The 17,629-nt window shown below is 67.4% G+C and carries 14 protein-coding genes; 6 read left to right on the top strand and 8 right to left on the bottom strand.

Going from position 1 to position 17,629, the window contains the following annotated elements:
* Positions 1–3 precede the first annotated feature (3 nt).
* Genes LVJ94_04705 through LVJ94_04680 form a run of 6 tightly spaced genes read left to right on the top strand, consistent with a single transcriptional unit; the run spans position 4 to position 6,894 of the window.
* Complete coding sequence (locus LVJ94_04705) at positions 4–888, top strand: RDD family protein (GenBank protein WXB06544.1); 885 nt, start codon at positions 4–6, stop codon at positions 886–888.
* Positions 879–1,883: a stage II sporulation protein M gene (locus LVJ94_04700; protein ID WXB06543.1), complete on the top strand. Its 1,005-nt coding sequence runs from the start codon at positions 879–881 to the stop codon at positions 1,881–1,883. The genes LVJ94_04705 and LVJ94_04700 overlap by 10 nt, the downstream gene beginning before the upstream one ends.
* A complete protein-coding gene (locus tag LVJ94_04695; GenBank protein WXB06542.1) occupies positions 1,880–2,680 on the top strand; it encodes a hypothetical protein in 801 nt (266 codons plus the stop codon). Before LVJ94_04700 ends, LVJ94_04695 begins: the two co-directional genes overlap by 4 nt.
* Positions 2,677–4,602 carry a hypothetical protein gene (locus LVJ94_04690; protein WXB06541.1) on the top strand — a complete coding sequence of 642 codons (1,926 nt, stop codon included), beginning with the start codon at positions 2,677–2,679 and terminating at the stop codon, positions 4,600–4,602. Before LVJ94_04695 ends, LVJ94_04690 begins: the two co-directional genes overlap by 4 nt.
* A gap of 16 nt (positions 4,603–4,618) precedes the next feature.
* On the top strand, positions 4,619–5,575 hold the full coding sequence (locus tag LVJ94_04685; protein ID WXB06540.1) for a MoxR family ATPase: 957 nt from the start codon (positions 4,619–4,621) through the stop codon (positions 5,573–5,575).
* Between the two features lie 14 nt (positions 5,576–5,589).
* Positions 5,590–6,894, top strand: a complete 1,305-nt coding sequence (locus tag LVJ94_04680) for a DUF58 domain-containing protein (GenBank protein WXB06539.1) — start codon at positions 5,590–5,592, stop codon at positions 6,892–6,894.
* On the opposite strand, the gene LVJ94_04675 is transcribed toward LVJ94_04680, so the two are convergent.
* From LVJ94_04675 to LVJ94_04640, 8 genes are all read right to left on the bottom strand, one after another.
* Positions 6,872–7,198 carry a GFA family protein gene (locus LVJ94_04675; protein WXB06538.1) on the bottom strand — a complete coding sequence of 109 codons (327 nt, stop codon included), beginning with the start codon at positions 7,196–7,198 and terminating at the stop codon, positions 6,872–6,874. The two genes, LVJ94_04680 and LVJ94_04675, sit on opposite strands and share 23 nt — an antisense overlap.
* A gap of 168 nt (positions 7,199–7,366) precedes the next feature.
* Positions 7,367–9,340: a S1 RNA-binding domain-containing protein gene (locus tag LVJ94_04670; protein WXB06537.1), complete on the bottom strand. Its 1,974-nt coding sequence runs from the start codon at positions 9,338–9,340 to the stop codon at positions 7,367–7,369.
* Positions 9,341–9,854: 514 nt separating this feature from the next.
* Entirely contained in the window at positions 9,855–11,528 is a 1,674-nt protein-coding gene (locus tag LVJ94_04665; GenBank protein WXB06536.1) for a 1-acyl-sn-glycerol-3-phosphate acyltransferase, read from the bottom strand.
* 261 nt (positions 11,529–11,789) lie between these two features.
* Positions 11,790–12,557: a creatininase family protein gene (locus tag LVJ94_04660; protein WXB06535.1), complete on the bottom strand. Its 768-nt coding sequence runs from the start codon at positions 12,555–12,557 to the stop codon at positions 11,790–11,792.
* Positions 12,554–14,209, bottom strand: coding sequence for a benzoate-CoA ligase family protein (locus LVJ94_04655; GenBank protein ID WXB06534.1), 1,656 nt, complete (start codon positions 14,207–14,209; stop codon positions 12,554–12,556). The genes LVJ94_04660 and LVJ94_04655 overlap by 4 nt, the downstream gene beginning before the upstream one ends.
* Before the next feature lie 41 nt (positions 14,210–14,250).
* A complete protein-coding gene (locus LVJ94_04650) occupies positions 14,251–15,669 on the bottom strand; it encodes an NADH:flavin oxidoreductase (protein WXB06533.1) in 1,419 nt (472 codons plus the stop codon).
* A 2-nt stretch (positions 15,670–15,671) separates the two neighbouring features.
* Positions 15,672–16,799, bottom strand: coding sequence for an acyl-CoA dehydrogenase (locus LVJ94_04645; protein ID WXB06532.1), 1,128 nt, complete (start codon positions 16,797–16,799; stop codon positions 15,672–15,674).
* 5 nt (positions 16,800–16,804) lie between these two features.
* Positions 16,805–17,629: an enoyl-CoA hydratase family protein gene (locus LVJ94_04640; protein ID WXB06531.1), complete on the bottom strand. Its 825-nt coding sequence runs from the start codon at positions 17,627–17,629 to the stop codon at positions 16,805–16,807.

The following is a 17,629-nucleotide window of genomic DNA, read 5'->3' as shown; positions in this document are numbered from 1 at the left end:
TTTATGATGGGGGAAGTCGTGCACGCACCGCTCGATACCGACGTGGCCATCGAAACGCCCGAACACATCGTTTTTCGGCATCGGGTGGCAGGTCCAGCGCGGCGCGGCCTGGCGTATTTGATCGACGTCTTCGTCTGCTATTTCACGCTGTTCGTCGTGGGCATCGTGGTGCTCTTGGCGTCGGGCGCCGGCGACATCGTCGATCGCATGCAGCATGCACCGCAGACCACCACGGGCATGGGCGTTGGCTTGATGCTCGTGCTCCTGTTCGTGGTGCAGTGGGTCTACTTCGTCGTGTGGGAAGCGTGGAAGGGCACGAGCCTCGGCAAAATGGCCCTGGGGCTGCGCGTGGTCACCACCACGGGGCGGCCCATCGGCTTTGGCGGCGCGGCCTTGCGGAACATCTTGCGCGGGGCCGACGTGCTTCCCATCGGCTACCTCGTGGGCTTCGTCACCATGCTGCTCACATCGCGCTTTCAGCGGCTCGGGGACCTGACGGCGAACACGATGGTCGTCATGGTCGATCGCGCACGCGCCACCGCGCCGGTGCGACTCTGGCCGCCCGCCGAGCCATACGAATTGGCGAGCATTCCCGATCGCGTGGTGCTCGATGCCGAGGAGCGCACGGCCATCGAGCTCTTTCTGCGGCGGCGCGGAACGCTGGGGCCTGCACGCGAGGAGGAACTCGCGGCGATGATGATGGACCCGCTGGCCCGCCGGCACGGGCTCCACCCGCAGGCGCCGGCCGCGGCGGTGCATGGCAGGCCGCCGCCGAGGGCTTCGCGGCTTCTCGCGTTGCTCTACGAGCGCGCGGCCAATGCGGGACGCGGCGAGGCGCCGCCATCGTCACGGCACGAGACGGCCGGAGGGCGGCTTTCGTGGCGCTGACGTCGCACGTCACGGAGGCCGCGTTCGTCGAACGGCGCAACCAAGATTGGGCCGAACTCGAGCGCCTCACCCAGCGCGCCGCGAACAAGAACGTCAGCGCGCTCGAGGTGCAGGAGGTCACGCGCATCTCGCCGCTGTACCGCGACATCTGCGCCGATCTGGCACGCGCCCAAGCTGCCCGCTACAGCGCGCCGCTGGTCGACTACCTGCACGCGCTCACGGCGAGTGCGCACTCGGTGCTGTACGCCCTGCCGCCGCGCCCCCGCTTCACATTTTCGCTACGTGGCAAGAAAAGCGCGCTCCTCGCCTTCCCGCGCGCGGTGCGAGCCCATTGGCCGACCATGCTCTTGGCGGCGTTCCTCTTTTTCGGGCCGTTCCTCTTCGGGGCCATCGCCTCCATCGCGGAGCCGAGCTTCGCCTTCCGCGTGGTGCCCGAGTCGCAGCTTCGCCCGCTGGTCGACGGCTACGCCAAGGGATTTTCCGCCGGGCGCCAGGCCGGCGAAGGCGCCATGATGGCGGGCTTCTACGTGAACAACAACGTGGGCATCGCCCTGCGGTGCTTTGCCACGGGCATCTTCGGGGGCCTGGGGTCCGCTTTTTACTTGGTGCAGAACGGCCTCGCCATTGGCGCCATCCTTGGATACGTGGCCTCGCAAGGCGCCGGCGGCAATCTGCTTCTGTTCATCATCGGCCATAGCGCGTTCGAGCTCGGGGCCATCGTCATCGCCGGCGGGGCGGGCATGTCGCTCGGCTGGTCCATCATCGCGCCGGGCACCAAGACGAGGCTCGCCTCGCTGCAATCGGCGGGGCGCGACGTCGCCGTCATCGTGAGCGGCGCGGCGGTGATGCTCCTCATTGCGGCGGCCATCGAGGCCTTCTGGTCGGCGTCGAGCATGCCAGCCGGCGTCAAAGTGGCCTTCGGCGTGCTCTGGCTCCTGGTGGTGCTCTCGTACATCTTTCTCGCGGGCCAGGGCGAGCCTTGGGAGCGCACATGAGCGATCTCAACGTCCGCGGCGCGCGCGTGGTGTTGCGGCAACGGCAATTCATCGACGTGGTGGACCTGGCCGTGCGCTTCGTCGCGCTTCACGGAAAGCCCTACGCGTGGCTCTCGCTGATGGTGGTGCTGCCATCGTTCCTCGTGACGTGGGCCATCGGCCAGGGCGTCGATTGGGCATGGGCCTGGGTGGCGGTGCTCGGGCTTCTGCCGCTGGCCGGCGCCCCCTTCACCGTGCTTGCATCGCGCCTGATGTTCACCGAGCAGGTGCGCCTGCGCGAGGTGCTCCTGGTCACATTGCACAGCCTGCCGCGGCTCGTGCTCGCGCGCATCCTGCAGACCTTGGCCGTGGGAGCGGCCCTCGTCGTTCTGGTGTTGCCCGCGATCTGGGCGCAGGCGCTCCTGCTCTTTCTTCCCGAGGTCATCCTGCTCGAGCAAAGCGCCTTCTTTTCCGCCGTCACACGCGCCGGGCGCATTGCGCATGCGCAGGTGGGCAACGTGGCGCTGGCGGTGATTCTCCTGGCCCTGTTCGTCGGAGGGACGCCCTTCCTCGCCGACGCCGCGGGCCGCATGGTCCTGGACAACTTGCTCGAGGTGCGTCCCCCCGATCCGCTCACCGTCGCGGGTGGAAGCGCGCTGTCGCTGTTCGGACTCTGGGCAGCGCTGCCCTTCGTCACCACGATCCGTTTCCTCTTTTACATCGACCTGCGCACCCGCACCGAGGGTTGGGACATTCAGACGCGCTTCGCCGCCATCGCCGCGCGCTCGCATCAACAGGAGCAAGGAGTCTCCGTGTGAAGGTGCCCCCCCTCGCCGCGACCCTCGCGTTGCTCGCGTTGCTCGGGGCACCTGCCCACGCAGCGCGTCCTCGCGCGGTGGGCTCCTCGGGCCTGTTGGATCCCGCACGCGCCGAAAAAGACGCGCCCAACGTCCTGCGCGAAAACAATGCATTCTGCAAGGAACCGAGCCGCCCGCTCTCGTTTCGTGCGCGGGCGCTCTGCACCGTGGCCGATCGCATCCCCAATTGCGAGGGATTCACCGCGGCCTGCGCAGCGGAGCATCACGCGGCCATGCCGGAGAAGCCGCCCGAGGACGAGAGCCACTTCCTCGAAGCGCTGAAGAAGATACTCGGGCAAGTGGCCACCGTGGTCATCTGGATCCTGATCGCCGCGGTGATGCTCGCCCTTCTCTTTCCATTGCTGCGCGTGGTGATCCGTTCGCGGAAGGACAAAGCGCTCGCCGACCAGGTGGAGGCACCAAAGCCCACGACGGCCGTGGGGACTCGTCCGCAAGCCGATCTGCTCTCGGAGGACGACGCCGAGGTTCTGCTCCGCCGCGCCGAGGGGCACGCGCAGCAAGGCAACTTCGAGGCGGCGCTGTTCACGTACTTGAACGCGTCGCTGCGCGCCTTGGACAAGCGGGGTGCCATCCGCATCGCGCGCCACCGCACCAACGGCGAGTACGTGCGCGCGTGCAGCGAGACCGAGACGAAGGAGCCGCTCTACGCCATCGTGCGCGACGTCGATCGCGTGCAGTTCGGCGGGGCGCATCCCACACCGGACGTCGTTGCGCGCACGGCCTCGCGGGCCACCGCCATCGTGCGCACCGCCGCGGTCGTCGCATCGACCTTGATGCTCGCGTTGCTCATCGGAGGGTGCAGCCTGCCGCACCACGGCGGGCGCGCGAGCGACCCCGCAGGGCACGAAATTTTGGGCGACCTGCTGCAGCGGCAAGGGGTGACCGTGCGGCCGCTGGGGAGCTCGCTGGCCAGCGTGCCACTTCCAGATCAGGCGCAAGCCGTGCCGCAGACGTACGCGATCCTCGTCGACACGGACCGCACGCCCCTCGAGACGACGACCGAGTTGCACTTGATGCACTGGGTACGCGCCGGCGGGTTTCTCGTGCTCGCGGGCACGCCGCTTCGATGGCCCGACGAGCTGGGCGCGGAGATGGAGACCTCCACGTCGTCCGACATCGAGGTGGATTCGGTGAGCGGGGACGGCGAGGCCCGCACCGATCGCGGGCGGCTCGTTCACCCGGCCGCGATTCGCTTCAAGGAGGCGCTTCCCGTTCGCGTGCAGGTTGCACGCACCGGCGACGGCAAGTGGTACGCCGGCTACCAATCGCTGGACCGCGGACAGATCCTCACCATCGCCAGCAGCGATCTCCTGATGAACGCGCAGCTCGCGCAGCCGGCGAACGCTGCGACCATGGTGTCCATTCTGCGCCACTTGGACCGCGCGGAGCTGCGCCTGGCGCTTCCCCAGGATGGCATCTCACCGCCGTCGAATCCGATCACGGCGCTCGAGCGCTCGGGGCTCGGGCTGGCGCTGTACCATGCGCTCGCGGCGACGTTGGTGCTCTTCGTCGCCGTGGGAATACGCCTTTCCCGCGCGCGTCCGACCCCGCCGCAAACGCGGCGAGCCTTCACGGAGCACATCGAAGCGACAGGCACCTTCTACCACCGCCGTCGTGCGGCGAGCCATGCCCTCGCGGCCTACGCGCGCTACGCGGAGGAGCGCGTGCGTCAACGCCTACCGCGCGGAACGCAGGACGTGGGAGCCTGGCTCGGTCAGCGCTCCGGTGTGAGCGTGGAAGAGTGCACGCAGATCTGGCAGCGCGCCACGAGCGCCCAAACCGCCGCCGTGCCGCACGGCGACGAGCTATTCGTACTCAAGAGACTGAGCGCCATCGTATCTCTCGCGCTGCGACTGGACTAAACAAAGACGGAACCGAATGGACGCCGAGCAATTTCGAAGCACGTACGACCGCATCAGGCAGCAGATGTCCAAGGTCATCGTCGGCCAGGAGGAGCTCGTCCATGGCGTGCTCGTGGCGACGCTCGCGCAAGGGCACGCGCTGGTGGAAGGCGCGCCCGGGCTGGGCAAAACCCTGGTCGCGCGTACCTTGGGGGTGGTGTCGCGATGCGTGTTCAAGCGCATTCAGTTCACGCCCGACTTGATGCCCAGCGACGTGACCGGCTCCTCGGTGTTCGACCGCACCACGGGCAGCTTCACCTTCGTGGCCGGCCCGATTTTCACGCAGCTTCTCCTCGCCGACGAGATCAACCGCGCGCCGGCGAAGACGCAGTCGGCGTTGCTCGAGGCCATGCAGGACCGGCAGGTCACCGTCGATGGACATTCGCGGCCGCTCCCCCTGCCCTTCGTGGTGGTGGCCACGCAGAACCCCGTGGAGTCGCAGGGCACGTACCCGCTCCCCGAGGCGCAGCTCGATCGCTTTCTGGTGAAGCTCACCGTGCTCGATCCGCCGCGTGAGGTGGAGGAGAAGATCGTGCTCTTTCACGCGCGCGGCTTCGACCCGACGGATCTGTCGCGCCTGGAGCCGGTGACCTCGCCCGACGAGCTGCTGAACATGCAGCGCTACGCCGCGCAGGTGCGCGTGGACGAGGCCATCATCGCGTACATCGTCGATCTCGTGCGGCGCACGCGCGAGGATCGGGCCATCGAGCTGGGAGCATCGCCGCGAGCCTCCATCGCGCTGCTCAAGACGGCCCAGGTCATCGCGGCGAGCTCGGGGCGCGACTTCGTGACGCCCGACGACGTGAAGCCCATGATCGCCCCGGTGCTGCGCCACCGCGTGATGCTGCACCCCGATGCGCAGCTCCAAGGTGTGACGGCCGACGATCGCATTCTGGACATCGTGCGCAGTGCACCCGTGCCGCGGGTCGGCTAGACCGCGAGCGCCCGGTGGTTCCGACCCAACGACTCACCGCGCTTCTCTTTTTCATCGCCGCCGTGGCGTTGGTGGCGGGGTTCGTGTCCCAGGTTCGCCCCGCGCTGATGGCGCTGGATGCCGTCGCGGTGGTGGCGGCGCTGCTCGATGCCGCGCTCGCCTTCGGGCGGCGCGTGCAGGCCGAGCGCCAGACGGCGGCGATTTTCTCGGTGGGACGTGCCAACCCGGTGACCATCACCTTGCGCAACCGCAGCGGGCGCACGTTGAGCGGCACCGTGTCCGACGATCCGCTGGACGACTGCGAGACGAAGGATCTGCCGTCGCGGTTTCTTCTGCCGCCGCACGCCGAGGTGCACCTGCGCTACGAGGTGCACCCCACGCGGCGTGGCCCGCGTGACTTTCGCGGGGTGACCGTGCGCTATGGCTCCATCCTCGGCTTGGTGGCGCGCCAAGAGCGCATCGAGCTGCCGGCGCACGTCGATATTTTCCCCGACGTGCACGCGGCGCGTTCGCTGGAGCTCTTGCGCCGCCAAGGTCGGCAGGACGCGCGACTCGGTTCGCTGCGCGTGCGCGGCGGCGACACGGAGTTCGAGCGGCTGCGTCCCTATCAGCGCGGCGACGAGGCGCGGCACATCGACTGGCGCGCCTTCGCGCGGCGCGACGATCCGACGGTGCGGCAGTACCAGGCCGAGTCGAACCAAAACGTGGTCTTCGCGTTGGACGTAGGCCGTGCGATGCGCGGCACGTCGAAGGGTCTCAGCAGCGTCGACCACGCCCTCAACGCGGCGCTTCTCGCGGCGGATGTTGCGCTGCGCGGCGGCGACAAGGCCGGGATGATCGCCTTCGACGATGCGCCGCGCACCTTCGTTCCACCCATGGGAGGCCGCGCAGGGGGCCGAAAGCTCACGCGCGCAACCTATGCGCTGGAGGCGGGCTTCGCGGCCACGGACTACCACGCGGCCATCTCGTTTCTGCAGACGCAGGTGCGGGCGCGTTCGCTGTTCATCCTTTTCACGAACCTGCTCGACCCGCGTTCGGCGAAGGAGCTCGCCTCCGCGGTCCGAGGCCTGCTCCCGCGCCACCTGCCGCTCTGCGTGCTCATGCGCGATCGCGACGTGGAAGATCTCGCGACCGCGCCCGCCGACACGGCGCACGACCTCTATGTGCGCGCCGCCGCCGCCGAAGCCCTCGCGTGGCGCGATGGCCTCATCCGCACCTTGCGAAACTCGGGGGTGCTCGTGCTCGACGTCTTCCCCGACGACGTCACCCCCGAGCTCGTGAAAGGCTACCTAGAAATCAAGGCGCGCCGCCTTCTCTAGCCTTACCTGGGTCCGGGTCGGGCGGCATCTCGCGTGGGTACGACTGGTCGAAGCGTGGAAGCCCGTCCTCGGGGACGTCTTCCCAGGCCGCCTTGTCGACGAAGAAGATGTGGACCGACGGTTTCGCCTCGGGCTCGTCGTCCAAGGTGCCCAAGGTCACGTCGATGAGATCGGGCGCCTTGTCGTCTTCGAAGAAGAGCGACGAGCCACAACGCGAACAGAACGAGCGCCGCACGTGCTCGCTCGAGGCGTACGCGGTGATCGCGTCCGCGCCCGCCACGATGCGCAGGCGTTCCCGCTTCATGCTGGCGTACGTGCCGCAGGCTGCGCCATGGAACTTCCGGCACATGCTGCAATGACAATGTGAACTGCGGCGAATGGGGCCGTCGACTTCATACCGGACGGCGCGGCAAAGACAGCTTCCTAAGTGCATGAAGCCATCTTACCGCGCCTTCGGCGCGAGCTACTTTTGCTACTTCTGCGTGGGCCCGCGCTTGGCCAACAGATCCGCGAAGGTGCCGAACTTGGCCTCTCGCTTCACCTGCTGCCGGTACTGCTGGTAAGCGCTGCGCTCGCTCTCTTCCTGCATCGCGCGGATCGAGAGTTTGATCTCGGAGCGCTTCGGGTCCATCTCGATGACCTTGGCATCGAGCGTGTGACCCGGCGGGAACTGCTTGCGCAGATCGGTACCGCGCGGGGTGCCGGTGCCGCCGGCCGGGATGAAGCCGCGGGCATGACGACCCGTGGCGCCCAGCACGCGCACCGTGAGGCCGCCCGTCTCGATCGAGACGACCTGCACTTTGACGACCTTGTGCAGCTGCACGCGCTGCGGAGCTTCGTCCGCGGCGGGCCCGGTCGGAGCCGGATGCAGGCCGATGCGGTGTGAGCCCGGATCGAGCGAGGCAACCACCACCTCGATCGCATCGCCGACCTTCACCACCTCGCTCGGATGCTCGATGCGCTGAATCGCGAGATCCGCCGTGTGAATGAGGCCGTCGACACCCGGCTCGAGCTCCACGAAGGCGCCGAACGGCTGCAGACGCACCACCTTGCCCGTGTGCCGTGTGCCGAAGGCGTACTTCTCGGCCACTGCGCCCCACGGATCGGGAATGGTCGCGCGGCGCGAGAGCCACACTTTGTGCTTTTCGTCGATGCGAAGGATCTTCACCTCGACCTGGGCACCGACCTTGAAGACGTCCGAAGGCGTGTCACCTCGGTTGTGGCTCATCTCGGTGAGCGGCACCAAGCCTTCGACGCCGCCGATGTCGATGAACGCACCGAATTGAACGACGCTGCGGACCGTACCGGTCACCGTCGTGCCGGGCTGGATCTTCGCGAGGGCTGCCTCGCGCGTGACCTTCGCCTCGGCCTCGAGCAACGCGCGGCGCGAAAGCACCACGTCGCGCCCGCGCTTGCCGTATTGCGTGACGAAGAACGCCAGGCGACGCCCGACCAGCGGATGCAGGTCGGCACCGAGACGCAGGTCCATGTGCGAACCCGGCGCGAAGGCACGAACGCCGTCCACGTCGACCTCGACACCGCCCTTGATGACGCCGGTGACGAGACCGAAAATCTCGTTCTTCTGCTTGAACGCCGCGGCCACCTGCGGCTTGGCCTTGGAGGCGCGCTTCGGATGGTGCGTGAGCACCACGAGCCCGCCGCGGCCGCCGTCGTTGTGCACGACGCCGACGAACGGTGCGCCCGCTTCGAGCACCACGCGCGGTAGCTGAACGACACCCGGCGTACCCGGCTCGCCGCCGCCCTCTCCAGGATCGGCCGATTCGGCCGTGCCGGAAGACTCCGAGGCTGCAGCAGCCTCGCCGCCTTCGACAACGTCGCTTTCCGCAGCAGCAGCCGGCGCTTCCGCACCTTCTGCAACCGGGGCAGCTTCCGCCTCGACCGCGGCAGGAGCGTCGCCTTCCGGCGGACGCGACTGCACGATGCGGCGATGCTCCGCATGGTTTTCACCCGCGCCGTTGGTCAGCGCAGGCTCGGAAGCCTCGGCGCCCGGCTCGGCGGCAGGGGCCGCCTCGGTCCCGGTCGCCTCGCCAGTGGCCTTCGCAGCTTCCTTGGCGGCGTGGTTCGCGGCAGCGGCCGCCTCGGCGGCGTCGGGATCGCGACCGGAGATGATCGCCTCGGCGCGCGCTTCCGCACGACGGGCCTCGTCTTCGATTTGATCGGCCACGTCCTCGGGCAGCAGCAACTCGAGCTTGTCGAAGACGGCCCGGCCCTTCCCGGAGAGGTCGACGAAGATGGCGTCGTCGCTGACCTCGAGGATCTTGCCGAAGACGACGTCGCCCACGTTGAACGCAGGACGCTCGCGCGCTTCTTTGGCAGGGCGATCCTTCTTCGCCTTCTTTTTCTTGTTGTTGTCCTTCTTGGCCCTGTCGCCACCGGGCTTGGCCTCGGCGCCGCCCTCACCGGACTTCGCCTCTTTCGCTTCCACGGCCTCGCCACCTTCGGCGCCTGCCTCGGCGGCTTCGCCATCGGACTCTCCGTCGTCCGCGCCCTCTTCATGGCCTTCGGTGCCGGCAGCGCCGCCACCTGCGGCGGCTTGCCCGCCTGCGGCAGCACCAGGCTTCTTCCGACGACGGCGACGGCGCTTCTTCTTCTCCGGGTTCGAGGCAGCGCCCCCCTCGGGCGATTGCCCGGTGGAAGCACCCTCGCCCGAAGACGAAGCTTCGCTCGCAGAAGCCTCGGGAGCTTCAGCCCCAGGCGAGGCTTCGGAAGCCGCTCCTGAAGAGGGGGTCGAAACAGACGGTGCATCGTTCGGCGAAGCCGATGACGATTCGATAGACGGCGTGCTCGCGTTCACTTTGGGTGCGCTCGAGATATCAGTTTGGGTCTTTCCCGTCGACGACGGGTCAGGCGAATCGATCGGGTTCACAGCGAAGCCTCTGTCCAGAAGGGCGAGCACCATAGCGCACGGACACGCATCGGCCTAGTACCGTCGGCGGTGATCATGCGACAATCGTGCGATTCGTACCGGCGCTCACACCTGAAAGCGTTTCGCCGCTCGCGCCGGAGGCCAATATTGGCTCCGCAGGTCTTACGCCGGGCGGCGCGATGAGGTCGGCGGCGAGCCCGTGGGCAGCTAGCCGATTCTGATAATAAAAGAGCAAACGTGTATCCGCCAAGACGAGATCGCTTCCGCGTGGGGTGATGACTTCGTTCGCGTGGTACCCAGAAAACGCCCGAAGCGCCTCGGCCAGGATAGCCTCTCCTTTCGCCGCACGCACCGTAGGTGCCAGCACTATTTCGCCGCGATCGGCCATTTTTCGAACTTCTCCAACGAGGCGGTCGATATCGTTCGCCATTTCCGCCCGCGGAACGACGACGTCGTCACGATGGCGCAGCAGAGCAAAAATGTCTGCCTTCCCCGACGTCGACCGGAGCTTTTCGAACGCGACGGCCGCGACCAGATGCGTCGCCATCACGACCGTGTCGCGTTTGTAGGCCTCGCAAATGGCTTCGCCAAGCTCGCGCGTGTACTCCGCGTCGCGCGCCACGTCGTGCACCGGGCGATCTTTCACATCGTAGACGTACGTTTTCGCGTCGACGACGCGTCCGCGTGCGTCGAGGCTGCGGCCTAGCTCATCCACGGTATTTCCAAAACAGTCCATGGGGCGGGAAAATCGAATGACGCAGCTCGCATCCATTTTGAGCAGCTTCTGCATGAACGCCGCAATGCGGCCAAAGCGCGTCGACTCGTCGTCGTCGATGATGTAGCGCGATTTTCCTTCTTCCTGAAGGAAGTCGTCGATGAGCGTCTCCGCCTCGAGCGTGAGCAAGTAATTGATGGTCGCTGGCACGAAAAAGACCGGCTGAAGCCTTCCTCGCTCGGCCGAGCGCGCAAAGGCCTCGATGCCCGTGCCGGCCAGGCCGAGCTTCAGTTTTCGCTCCACACCGCCCGAGCGCGAACGGGTGCCGCCAGGAAAGAAAAGACTATGGTAGCCGCGCTCGAGGAGCACACAGGAGTACGTCTTGAGCACGTCTTTGTAGAGCGAGTGCTTTAGCCGTCGGTCGACGCGGTACGCGCCGAGATTGTGCATGAAGAAGCTGAGCACCGGATTGGTGAACAGGTTCTTCCCCGCACCGTAGGTTGCCGGCGGAAGCTGCGAGCGCTCCAGTGCAAAGCCGAACACCACCGAATCGAGGTTCGAGAGGTGCGTGGGGACGTAGACCAACGTTCCAATCGAGGAGAGCGTGCGAATCTGCGCGACGGGCCCCTCGACCAGAATGCGCCCATCGAGCGCGCTCATGTCGCCGACGTGGGCCAATTGGCGAAGCGTGTGCCGCGGCTTGAGCATGGCGCCGAGCACGGGCACCGTCGCGCGCGAGACGACCTTGTACACGCGCGGATCGAAGTTGCCTGCGACGTCCCACGCATAGCGCCGCGCGAGCTCCTCGAGCCGCACGTGCTGCTGATCCTGCGTCCACCGCCCGAGCGACCTGGCCAGCGCGCGCCACTCCACCAGCTCGTCCCCGCCGTTGACACTGAGGCGACGGATCTCGTGGTAGGCCGCGTCGTTGAGCAGGAAAAGCGGATCCTTGGCCGAATCGCACACACGCTTCACCACCTCGTCGACGATGGTCGAGCGCGCGGCGTTGAACCCCATCAGCGGCGTCTGCATGCGTGCAACTCTAGCGTCAATCGAGAGGTACCTTTCGAGTGAATGCGCGGGTCTCACGTTTTTGCCGTGCAAGCACCGCGGCAGCGAGAGGAAACCGGCGGGACCAGAGCGATGTGTGGTCCAGAAAGTCTGGATCGCCATATCTCCTGGCGATCCTGCCGCTGGGGACGGACTAAGGCGCCGGTCTCGCCGGGATAGTCTCGCTGCCGCTGCTCGCCTGCAAACCACGCGCGGGTCCGCCACCATCCATCGACTTTTGCGCTAGGTGATTCTTTCCGTCGGCGCCAACGCAGAGAGCCCCTCTTGTACCTCGGCTACAATCATGGCGGTGAGTTTCGCGTACAGCGCATCGCCTTCTTCGGCTGTGGCCTCGCGGGGCGCGCCGGTGTACGCGCGGTCGATGCCCATTTCGGCGAAGGACGATTTTCCGGCGCGAATGCCGTCGGCCAAGCTAATCGGCACCGCGGGCAGGGTCTTGGCGGCGGGTCGAACGGTCGCAGGCTCCGCGGCCAAGACCAAGGACGTTTCGTAGCGCCCCGCATGGCAGTCGCCGCGCTGGAACTCCTCCGAGAGGGTGCGGGCCCAGCGGCGCGTGAGCGGACACGCCACCGATGCGCGGCCTTGCGGCAGGGCAACGATGGCCGCCCGCACCGCCGCATCGTGCGCGGGCTCGAGGTGGTTGTTCACGAGGCAAACATGCGAGAACCCCTCGCCGAGGAGGCCCTTCGCGATGGCCTCGAGGTACGCCGTGAGCACGGGCGCGGGAATGGACAGGGCGCCGGCAAAGCCATGCGCGTAATCGGTGACGCCGTACGAAACGGGCGGCGCCACGTACGTCGCGATGCCTGCCTGGCGTAGAGCATCCGCCGCGCGACGGGCAGCTTCCTCGCTGATCACCGTGTCGGTGGCGAGCGGCAGGTGCGGGCCGTGCGGCTCGACGCTCCCCACCGGGACGAGAACGCAGGTGGGCGGGCGCGACGTGATGGCGGCCACGTCCTCCGTGGTAAGATCGGCGAGACGCGTGCTCACGAGTCTCCCGGGGACGCCGCGGATCGCTTGGCCGCCTCCATGGCGCGCAAGGCTTTGCGGTCGACCTTGCCGCGATCGTTCTTGGGGACATCGGCGACGAACTCGATGAGGCGCGGGTATTTGTGCTTCGAGAGCCGTCCCTTGGCAAAGTCCTGGAGCTCGTCGGCCAGCGCCTTGGAGGGAGGCGTGCCGTCGCGGACGATGATGAAGGCCTTCGTCTTGAGCAGCCCGTCTTCTTCGACGCCGATGACGGCGGCCAACACGACGGCGGGATGGTGCATGAGGCACTCCTCCACCTCGATGGGCGAAACCCAGAGGCCGCTCACCTTGAGCAGCTCGTCGGCGCGGCCTGCGAAGTACAGGTAGCCTTGCTCGTCGACGCGAAAGAGGTCACCCGTGCGGCACCAGTGGCCGTGAAAGGTGCGGAAGCTCTTGTCGCGGTCGAGGAAATAGCCGTGGGCGACGCTGTCGCCTTTGACCCAGAGGACCCCGATTTCGCCGGGCGCACACGGCGTGGCGCCGGGGCCCTCGGCCTCTTCGGGGAGGATGCGAAGCTCGTAGCCATCGACGACCTTGCCGAGCGAGCCCGGTTTGATGTCGCCGGGGCGGTTCGACGCGTAGATGTGGAACATCTCGGCGGAGCCAATCCCGTCGTAAACGTCGCTGGAAAATCGCTCGAGCCAGCGGGTGAGGAGCGGCTCGGGGAGCGCCTCGCCCGCGGAAAGCGAGAAGCGGATGCTGCTCAAGTCGAGCCCGGGCTTGCCGTCCTTGCGCAAGGTGGCGTCGTGCTCGAGCAATTTTCCCAGCATGGTGGGCACGTTGGTGACCACGGTGGGGCGGTACATGTCGATGGCCTTAACCAGGCTCTCTGGCGTGGGGCGCTCGCTGAAGAGGCCCACGGTGGCCCCGACGGCAAAGGGGAACATGAGGTTCGTGCCGGTGGCGTATCCAAAGTAAAGACGCGACACGCTCACCGTCACGTCGTCGCGCCGGTAGCCCACGGTTCCTTTGGCGTAGACCTCGGTGTTGTACGCAAAGTCGCGGTGCGAGTGCATGTTCGCCTTGGGCTCACCGGTCGAGCCGCTGGTGAACAGCCAAATCGCGGCCTCGTCCCGCGCGATCACCGGCGCGTCTTCGCGCACGCGCACCTCGTCGAGCGCTTCGGCCAAGTCGACGAAAATGGGGCCAGCCGCCCGCGGCAGGGGTGTCTCGGGATCGTCCCCCGTCGCCGCATCGGGCACCACGAAGACGCGCCGCACCTCGTTCACGGTCAGGCCCCGAATCTTCTCCGCCACCTGCGGCACCGTCACGACGGCGGTCGCACGCGTGTAGTCGATCAAGTATGCGATCTGCTCGAACGGCGAGTCGGGGTTGGCCATCGCCACGACACAGCCCGCGCGGAGCACGCCGAAGAACACCCATGCGAAGGGCGGTACGTCCGGCAGGACGATGAGCACACGCTCTCCGCGACGAATGTCCGCGTCGGCCAAGAGCGAGGCCATCTGCTTCGTGCGCTCGGCCACGCGCGCGTAGGTGTACGTTCGCGCACCGAAGCGGATGGCCACCTTGTCGCCCAGGGCCTCCTTCAGCCGATCGAACAGGTAATAGTCCGCAAGGTTGAAGATCTTCGGAAACGTCGGCTTGTCGCTCATGTCGAACCTCGTTACGCCCCGGGCCGAGCTTGCGATGCCGCTCATGAGAGCGTCGCCCGCACGGTGGGGCTCATCGGACCATGGTTGCCCGCCAAGTCGTACGGGCGGATGGCGTAACGGTACACTTGGCCGCCGAGCACGCGCGCATCTTCGTAGCGGGTCGAGCTCCCGCGCACGCTGGCGTGGTGAAGCAAGAGCCCGTCACCTTCGGCGCGCATCACCTGGTAGCCGTAAATGGCCTCGTTGTCCGACGCCGACTTCCATCGGAGGAGCACCCTCCCGTCCTTGCATTCTGCACGCAATTCGGGTCCCGTCTGCGGCCACACCGGCGCGATAACGTCATGACTCTCCGGCGCACGCCCCAGCGCCTTCGGCCAGAGCGTGCACGTCACCTTGCGAAAATTCTCGTCGAGCGCCTTGCAGACGTTGCCGTAAACACATCGCACCACCGTTTCCTCGCGCCCCTCGCGCCACTTGCGCGGCAGATCGGGATCCGCGAGAAGCGCGCGCGCCATGCCCACGAGATCGCCCTTTTCGTGCGCCACGACCCGCTCGGCGAGCTCGCGCGTCGGGATCTTTCCGACGGCCACGACCGGCGTCGTGAGCCCCGCAGCATGCACCGCCGCGCGCACGGCCTCCGCGATGTAGAGGTTCGCGCCATCCGGGTACTGATTGCCCGGCATGCACCGATCGCCGGAGTAGCCCGTGTACGGATAGAGCGGCTCGCCCGGAATGGGCCGCGCGTCTTCGAATTTGCCGCCGGCCGAAAGCGAGAGGTAATCCGCGCCCGCCCCCGCGAGGCGCACGGCAATCGGCCCCGCATCGAGCACCGTGTAGCCGTTGCGGATGCACTCCTCGCCGAGGAAGCGCACGCCCACGGGAAAGTCGTTGCCCACGAGGCTGCGCACGCGCTCCAGCACGCGGACGGGCAGACGCAGGCGGTTCTCCAAGGTGCCGCCGTACTCGTCCTTGCGCGGGTTCACGCGCGAGAGGAAGGACGACAGGGTGTACGCGTGCGCCATGTGCAGTTCGACCCCGTCGAAGCCGCACCGGCGTGCGCGCACCGCCGCCGTGCCGTACGCCTCCACGATGTCGTCGATCTCTTGGTGGGAAAGCATGTCCACCGTTTGGCGCCACCCGGATCGCGAGATCTTCAAGAAATGGATGATCTGCGGGACGACCTTGCTCGGCCCCGCATCGTGGCACAATCGCGCGAGCTCGGTGAGGCCCGGGACGAACTCGTCCGAGCCGATGCGAAGCAACGGACCGCTCTTGGCCGTGTGCACCGCCATGGCCTCCACCACGATGAGGCCCACCTCGCCCTTGGCGAAACGCGCGTAGCGCGTCTTGATGTCCGCGTTGACGACGCCGTCTTCGCCCGAAAGGCGCGTCACCATCGCCGGAAGCACCAGGCGATTGGGCAGAAGCATCGAGCGAATGGGAAAGGGTTGGAACAGCAAGGTTACTTCTCCGCCGCCCCCGCGAGCGCCGAGCCGATGATGAGCTTTTGGATCTCGGTGGTGCCCTCGTAAATGCGCAATGCGCGGATTTCGCGGTAGAGGCGCTCCACCACGCAGTCCAACGTGACCCCCAGGCCGCCGTGGAGCTGCACCGCGCGATCGATGATGCGCTGCGCGGCCTCGGTGGCGAACATCTTGGCCATGGCCACCGCCGTGGGGTCGCGCGAATCAGGGTTTTCGTCTTTGAGCCACGCCGCGCGAAAGACGAGCAGGCGCGCTGCATCGAGCTCCGTCGCCATTTCGGCGAGGGCGGCCTGCGTCAGTTGGAAATCGGCCAAGCGCTGCCCGAATTGCTGACGCCCGCGCACGTGCGCGATCGCCTCGTCGAGCGCGCGTGCGGCCATGCCGTTGGCGGCGGCCCCGACGGACGTGCGAAACACGCCCAGGGTTCCCAACGCGAGGCGCATTCCATGGCCGACCTCGCCCACGAGCGCGCCCGCGGGCACGCGACAGTTCTGCATGCGAAGACGCCCCAGCGGGTGGTCCACGCTCATGTGCACGGGCGAAAGCTCGAGCCCCGGCGCATCGGCCTCGACGACGAAGGCGCTGATGCCCTTCTTGGAGCCCGCCGGATCGGCATTGGCGAACACGATGTAGTGCCGCGCAATGCCCACGTTGGAGATGAAGACCTTCTCGCCGTCGAGGCGCCAGGCATCACCCTCGCGGCGCGCGGTGGTGCGCATCGAGGCGACATCGCTTCCCGCCTCGGGCTCGGTCAGCGCAAACGCGGCCACGCGCTCCCCAGAGAGGACCTCCGCGAGAACGCGTTCGCGATCGGGGAACGCTGGCGAGGACACGATGGGGAACGAGCCGAGCCCCTGGACCGCGAAGATGGAATCGGCCAGGGGCGAGCGGTACGCGAGCGACTCGCGCACGATGCAGAGTGCCCGCACGCTCACCGGCGCGGCCAGATGGTGCAAGTAGCCGAGCTTGCCGAGGTGCGGAACGACGTCTTTGGGGACGTGCAACGCGGGCGCGTCCCCTTCGACGAAGTCCGCGTGGCAACGCTCTCCCAGCCGAAGGTGCTCCGGCGTGAAGAACATCGGCAGATCGAAGGTGGACGGCTTCATGGTTCCTATTTGGCCTGCCAAGGTTGGCTTGCACCGGCGAACGTGGGCGGCGTCTTCTTCTGCCACGCGTCGAACGCCGTGCGAAAATCCGGGTGCTGCATGCAGATGGCCTGCACCTGCGCCTCGGCCTCGATGGCCGCGTCGAGCGGCATGGTGTGCTCGCTCTCGAGCATCTGCTTGGTCATCGCGTGCGCGAACGCCGGGCCGGAGGCGAGCCTCCGCGCGAGCTGCTGCGCCTCGGGAAGACACTCTTCGGGGGTGACGACCCGGTTTGCCAGGCCGATGCGCAACGCGTGCTCGGCAGGAACGATGTCGCCGGTGAAGAGCAGCTCGCTCGCATGCCCGAGGCCCACCACGCGCGGGAGCAGGTACGCGGCGCCCATGTCCGCGCCGCAGAGCCCCACCTGCGGAAAGATGAACCCGAAGCGCGCCTTCTCGCTGCAGATGCGGATGTCGCTCGCGAGGGCGATGACCGCACCTGCCCCGACGGCGACGCCGTTCACCGCGGCGATGACCGGCCGGCGCAGTTTGCGGATGTTCGCGATGAGCCGCCCGGTGGTGCGCGTGAAGGCGACGAGGCCCTGCATGTCGCGCGCGAAGAGCTCGCCGATGATGTCGTCGACGTCGCCGCCGGAGCAGAATGCGCGCCCTTCGCCGGTGAGCACCACGGCGCGGATCTCGTCGTGCGCGTTCATCTCGTCGAGGGTGTCGGCGAGCTCGCGGTACACGTCGAAGGTGAGCGCATTGAATCGATCGGGGCGCGACAACGTCAGGGTCGCCACGCCGTCTTCGAGGGCGTAACGAAATGTCTCGGGGGCTATCGCCTTCAT

It is taken from the genome of Sorangiineae bacterium MSr11367 (assembly GCA_037157805.1).
Taxonomy (GTDB): domain Bacteria; phylum Myxococcota_A; class Polyangia; order Polyangiales; family Polyangiaceae; genus Pendulispora; species Pendulispora rubella.
The sequence above is the reverse complement of the archived record's forward strand: the minus strand, read 5'-3'. Positions and strand labels throughout refer to the sequence as shown.

Excerpts from the sequence above, each read along its gene's own strand:
- LVJ94_04655 (WXB06534.1), bottom strand. The coding sequence starts at position 14,209 with ATGAGCGACAAGCCGACGTTTCCGAAGATCTTCAACCTTGCGGACTAT.
- LVJ94_04675 (WXB06538.1), bottom strand. The coding sequence starts at position 7,198 with ATGAAGCGGGAACGCCTGCGCATCGTGGCGGGCGCGGACGCGATCACC.
- LVJ94_04665 (WXB06536.1), bottom strand. The coding sequence starts at position 11,528 with ATGCAGACGCCGCTGATGGGGTTCAACGCCGCGCGCTCGACCATCGTC.
- LVJ94_04685 (WXB06540.1), top strand. The coding sequence starts at position 4,619 with ATGGACGCCGAGCAATTTCGAAGCACGTACGACCGCATCAGGCAGCAG.
- LVJ94_04640 (WXB06531.1), bottom strand. The coding sequence starts at position 17,629 with ATGAAGGCGATAGCCCCCGAGACATTTCGTTACGCCCTCGAAGACGGC.
- LVJ94_04705 (WXB06544.1), top strand. The coding sequence starts at position 4 with ATGATGGGGGAAGTCGTGCACGCACCGCTCGATACCGACGTGGCCATC.
- LVJ94_04645 (WXB06532.1), bottom strand. The coding sequence starts at position 16,799 with ATGAAGCCGTCCACCTTCGATCTGCCGATGTTCTTCACGCCGGAGCAC.
- LVJ94_04695 (WXB06542.1), top strand. The coding sequence starts at position 1,880 with ATGAGCGATCTCAACGTCCGCGGCGCGCGCGTGGTGTTGCGGCAACGG.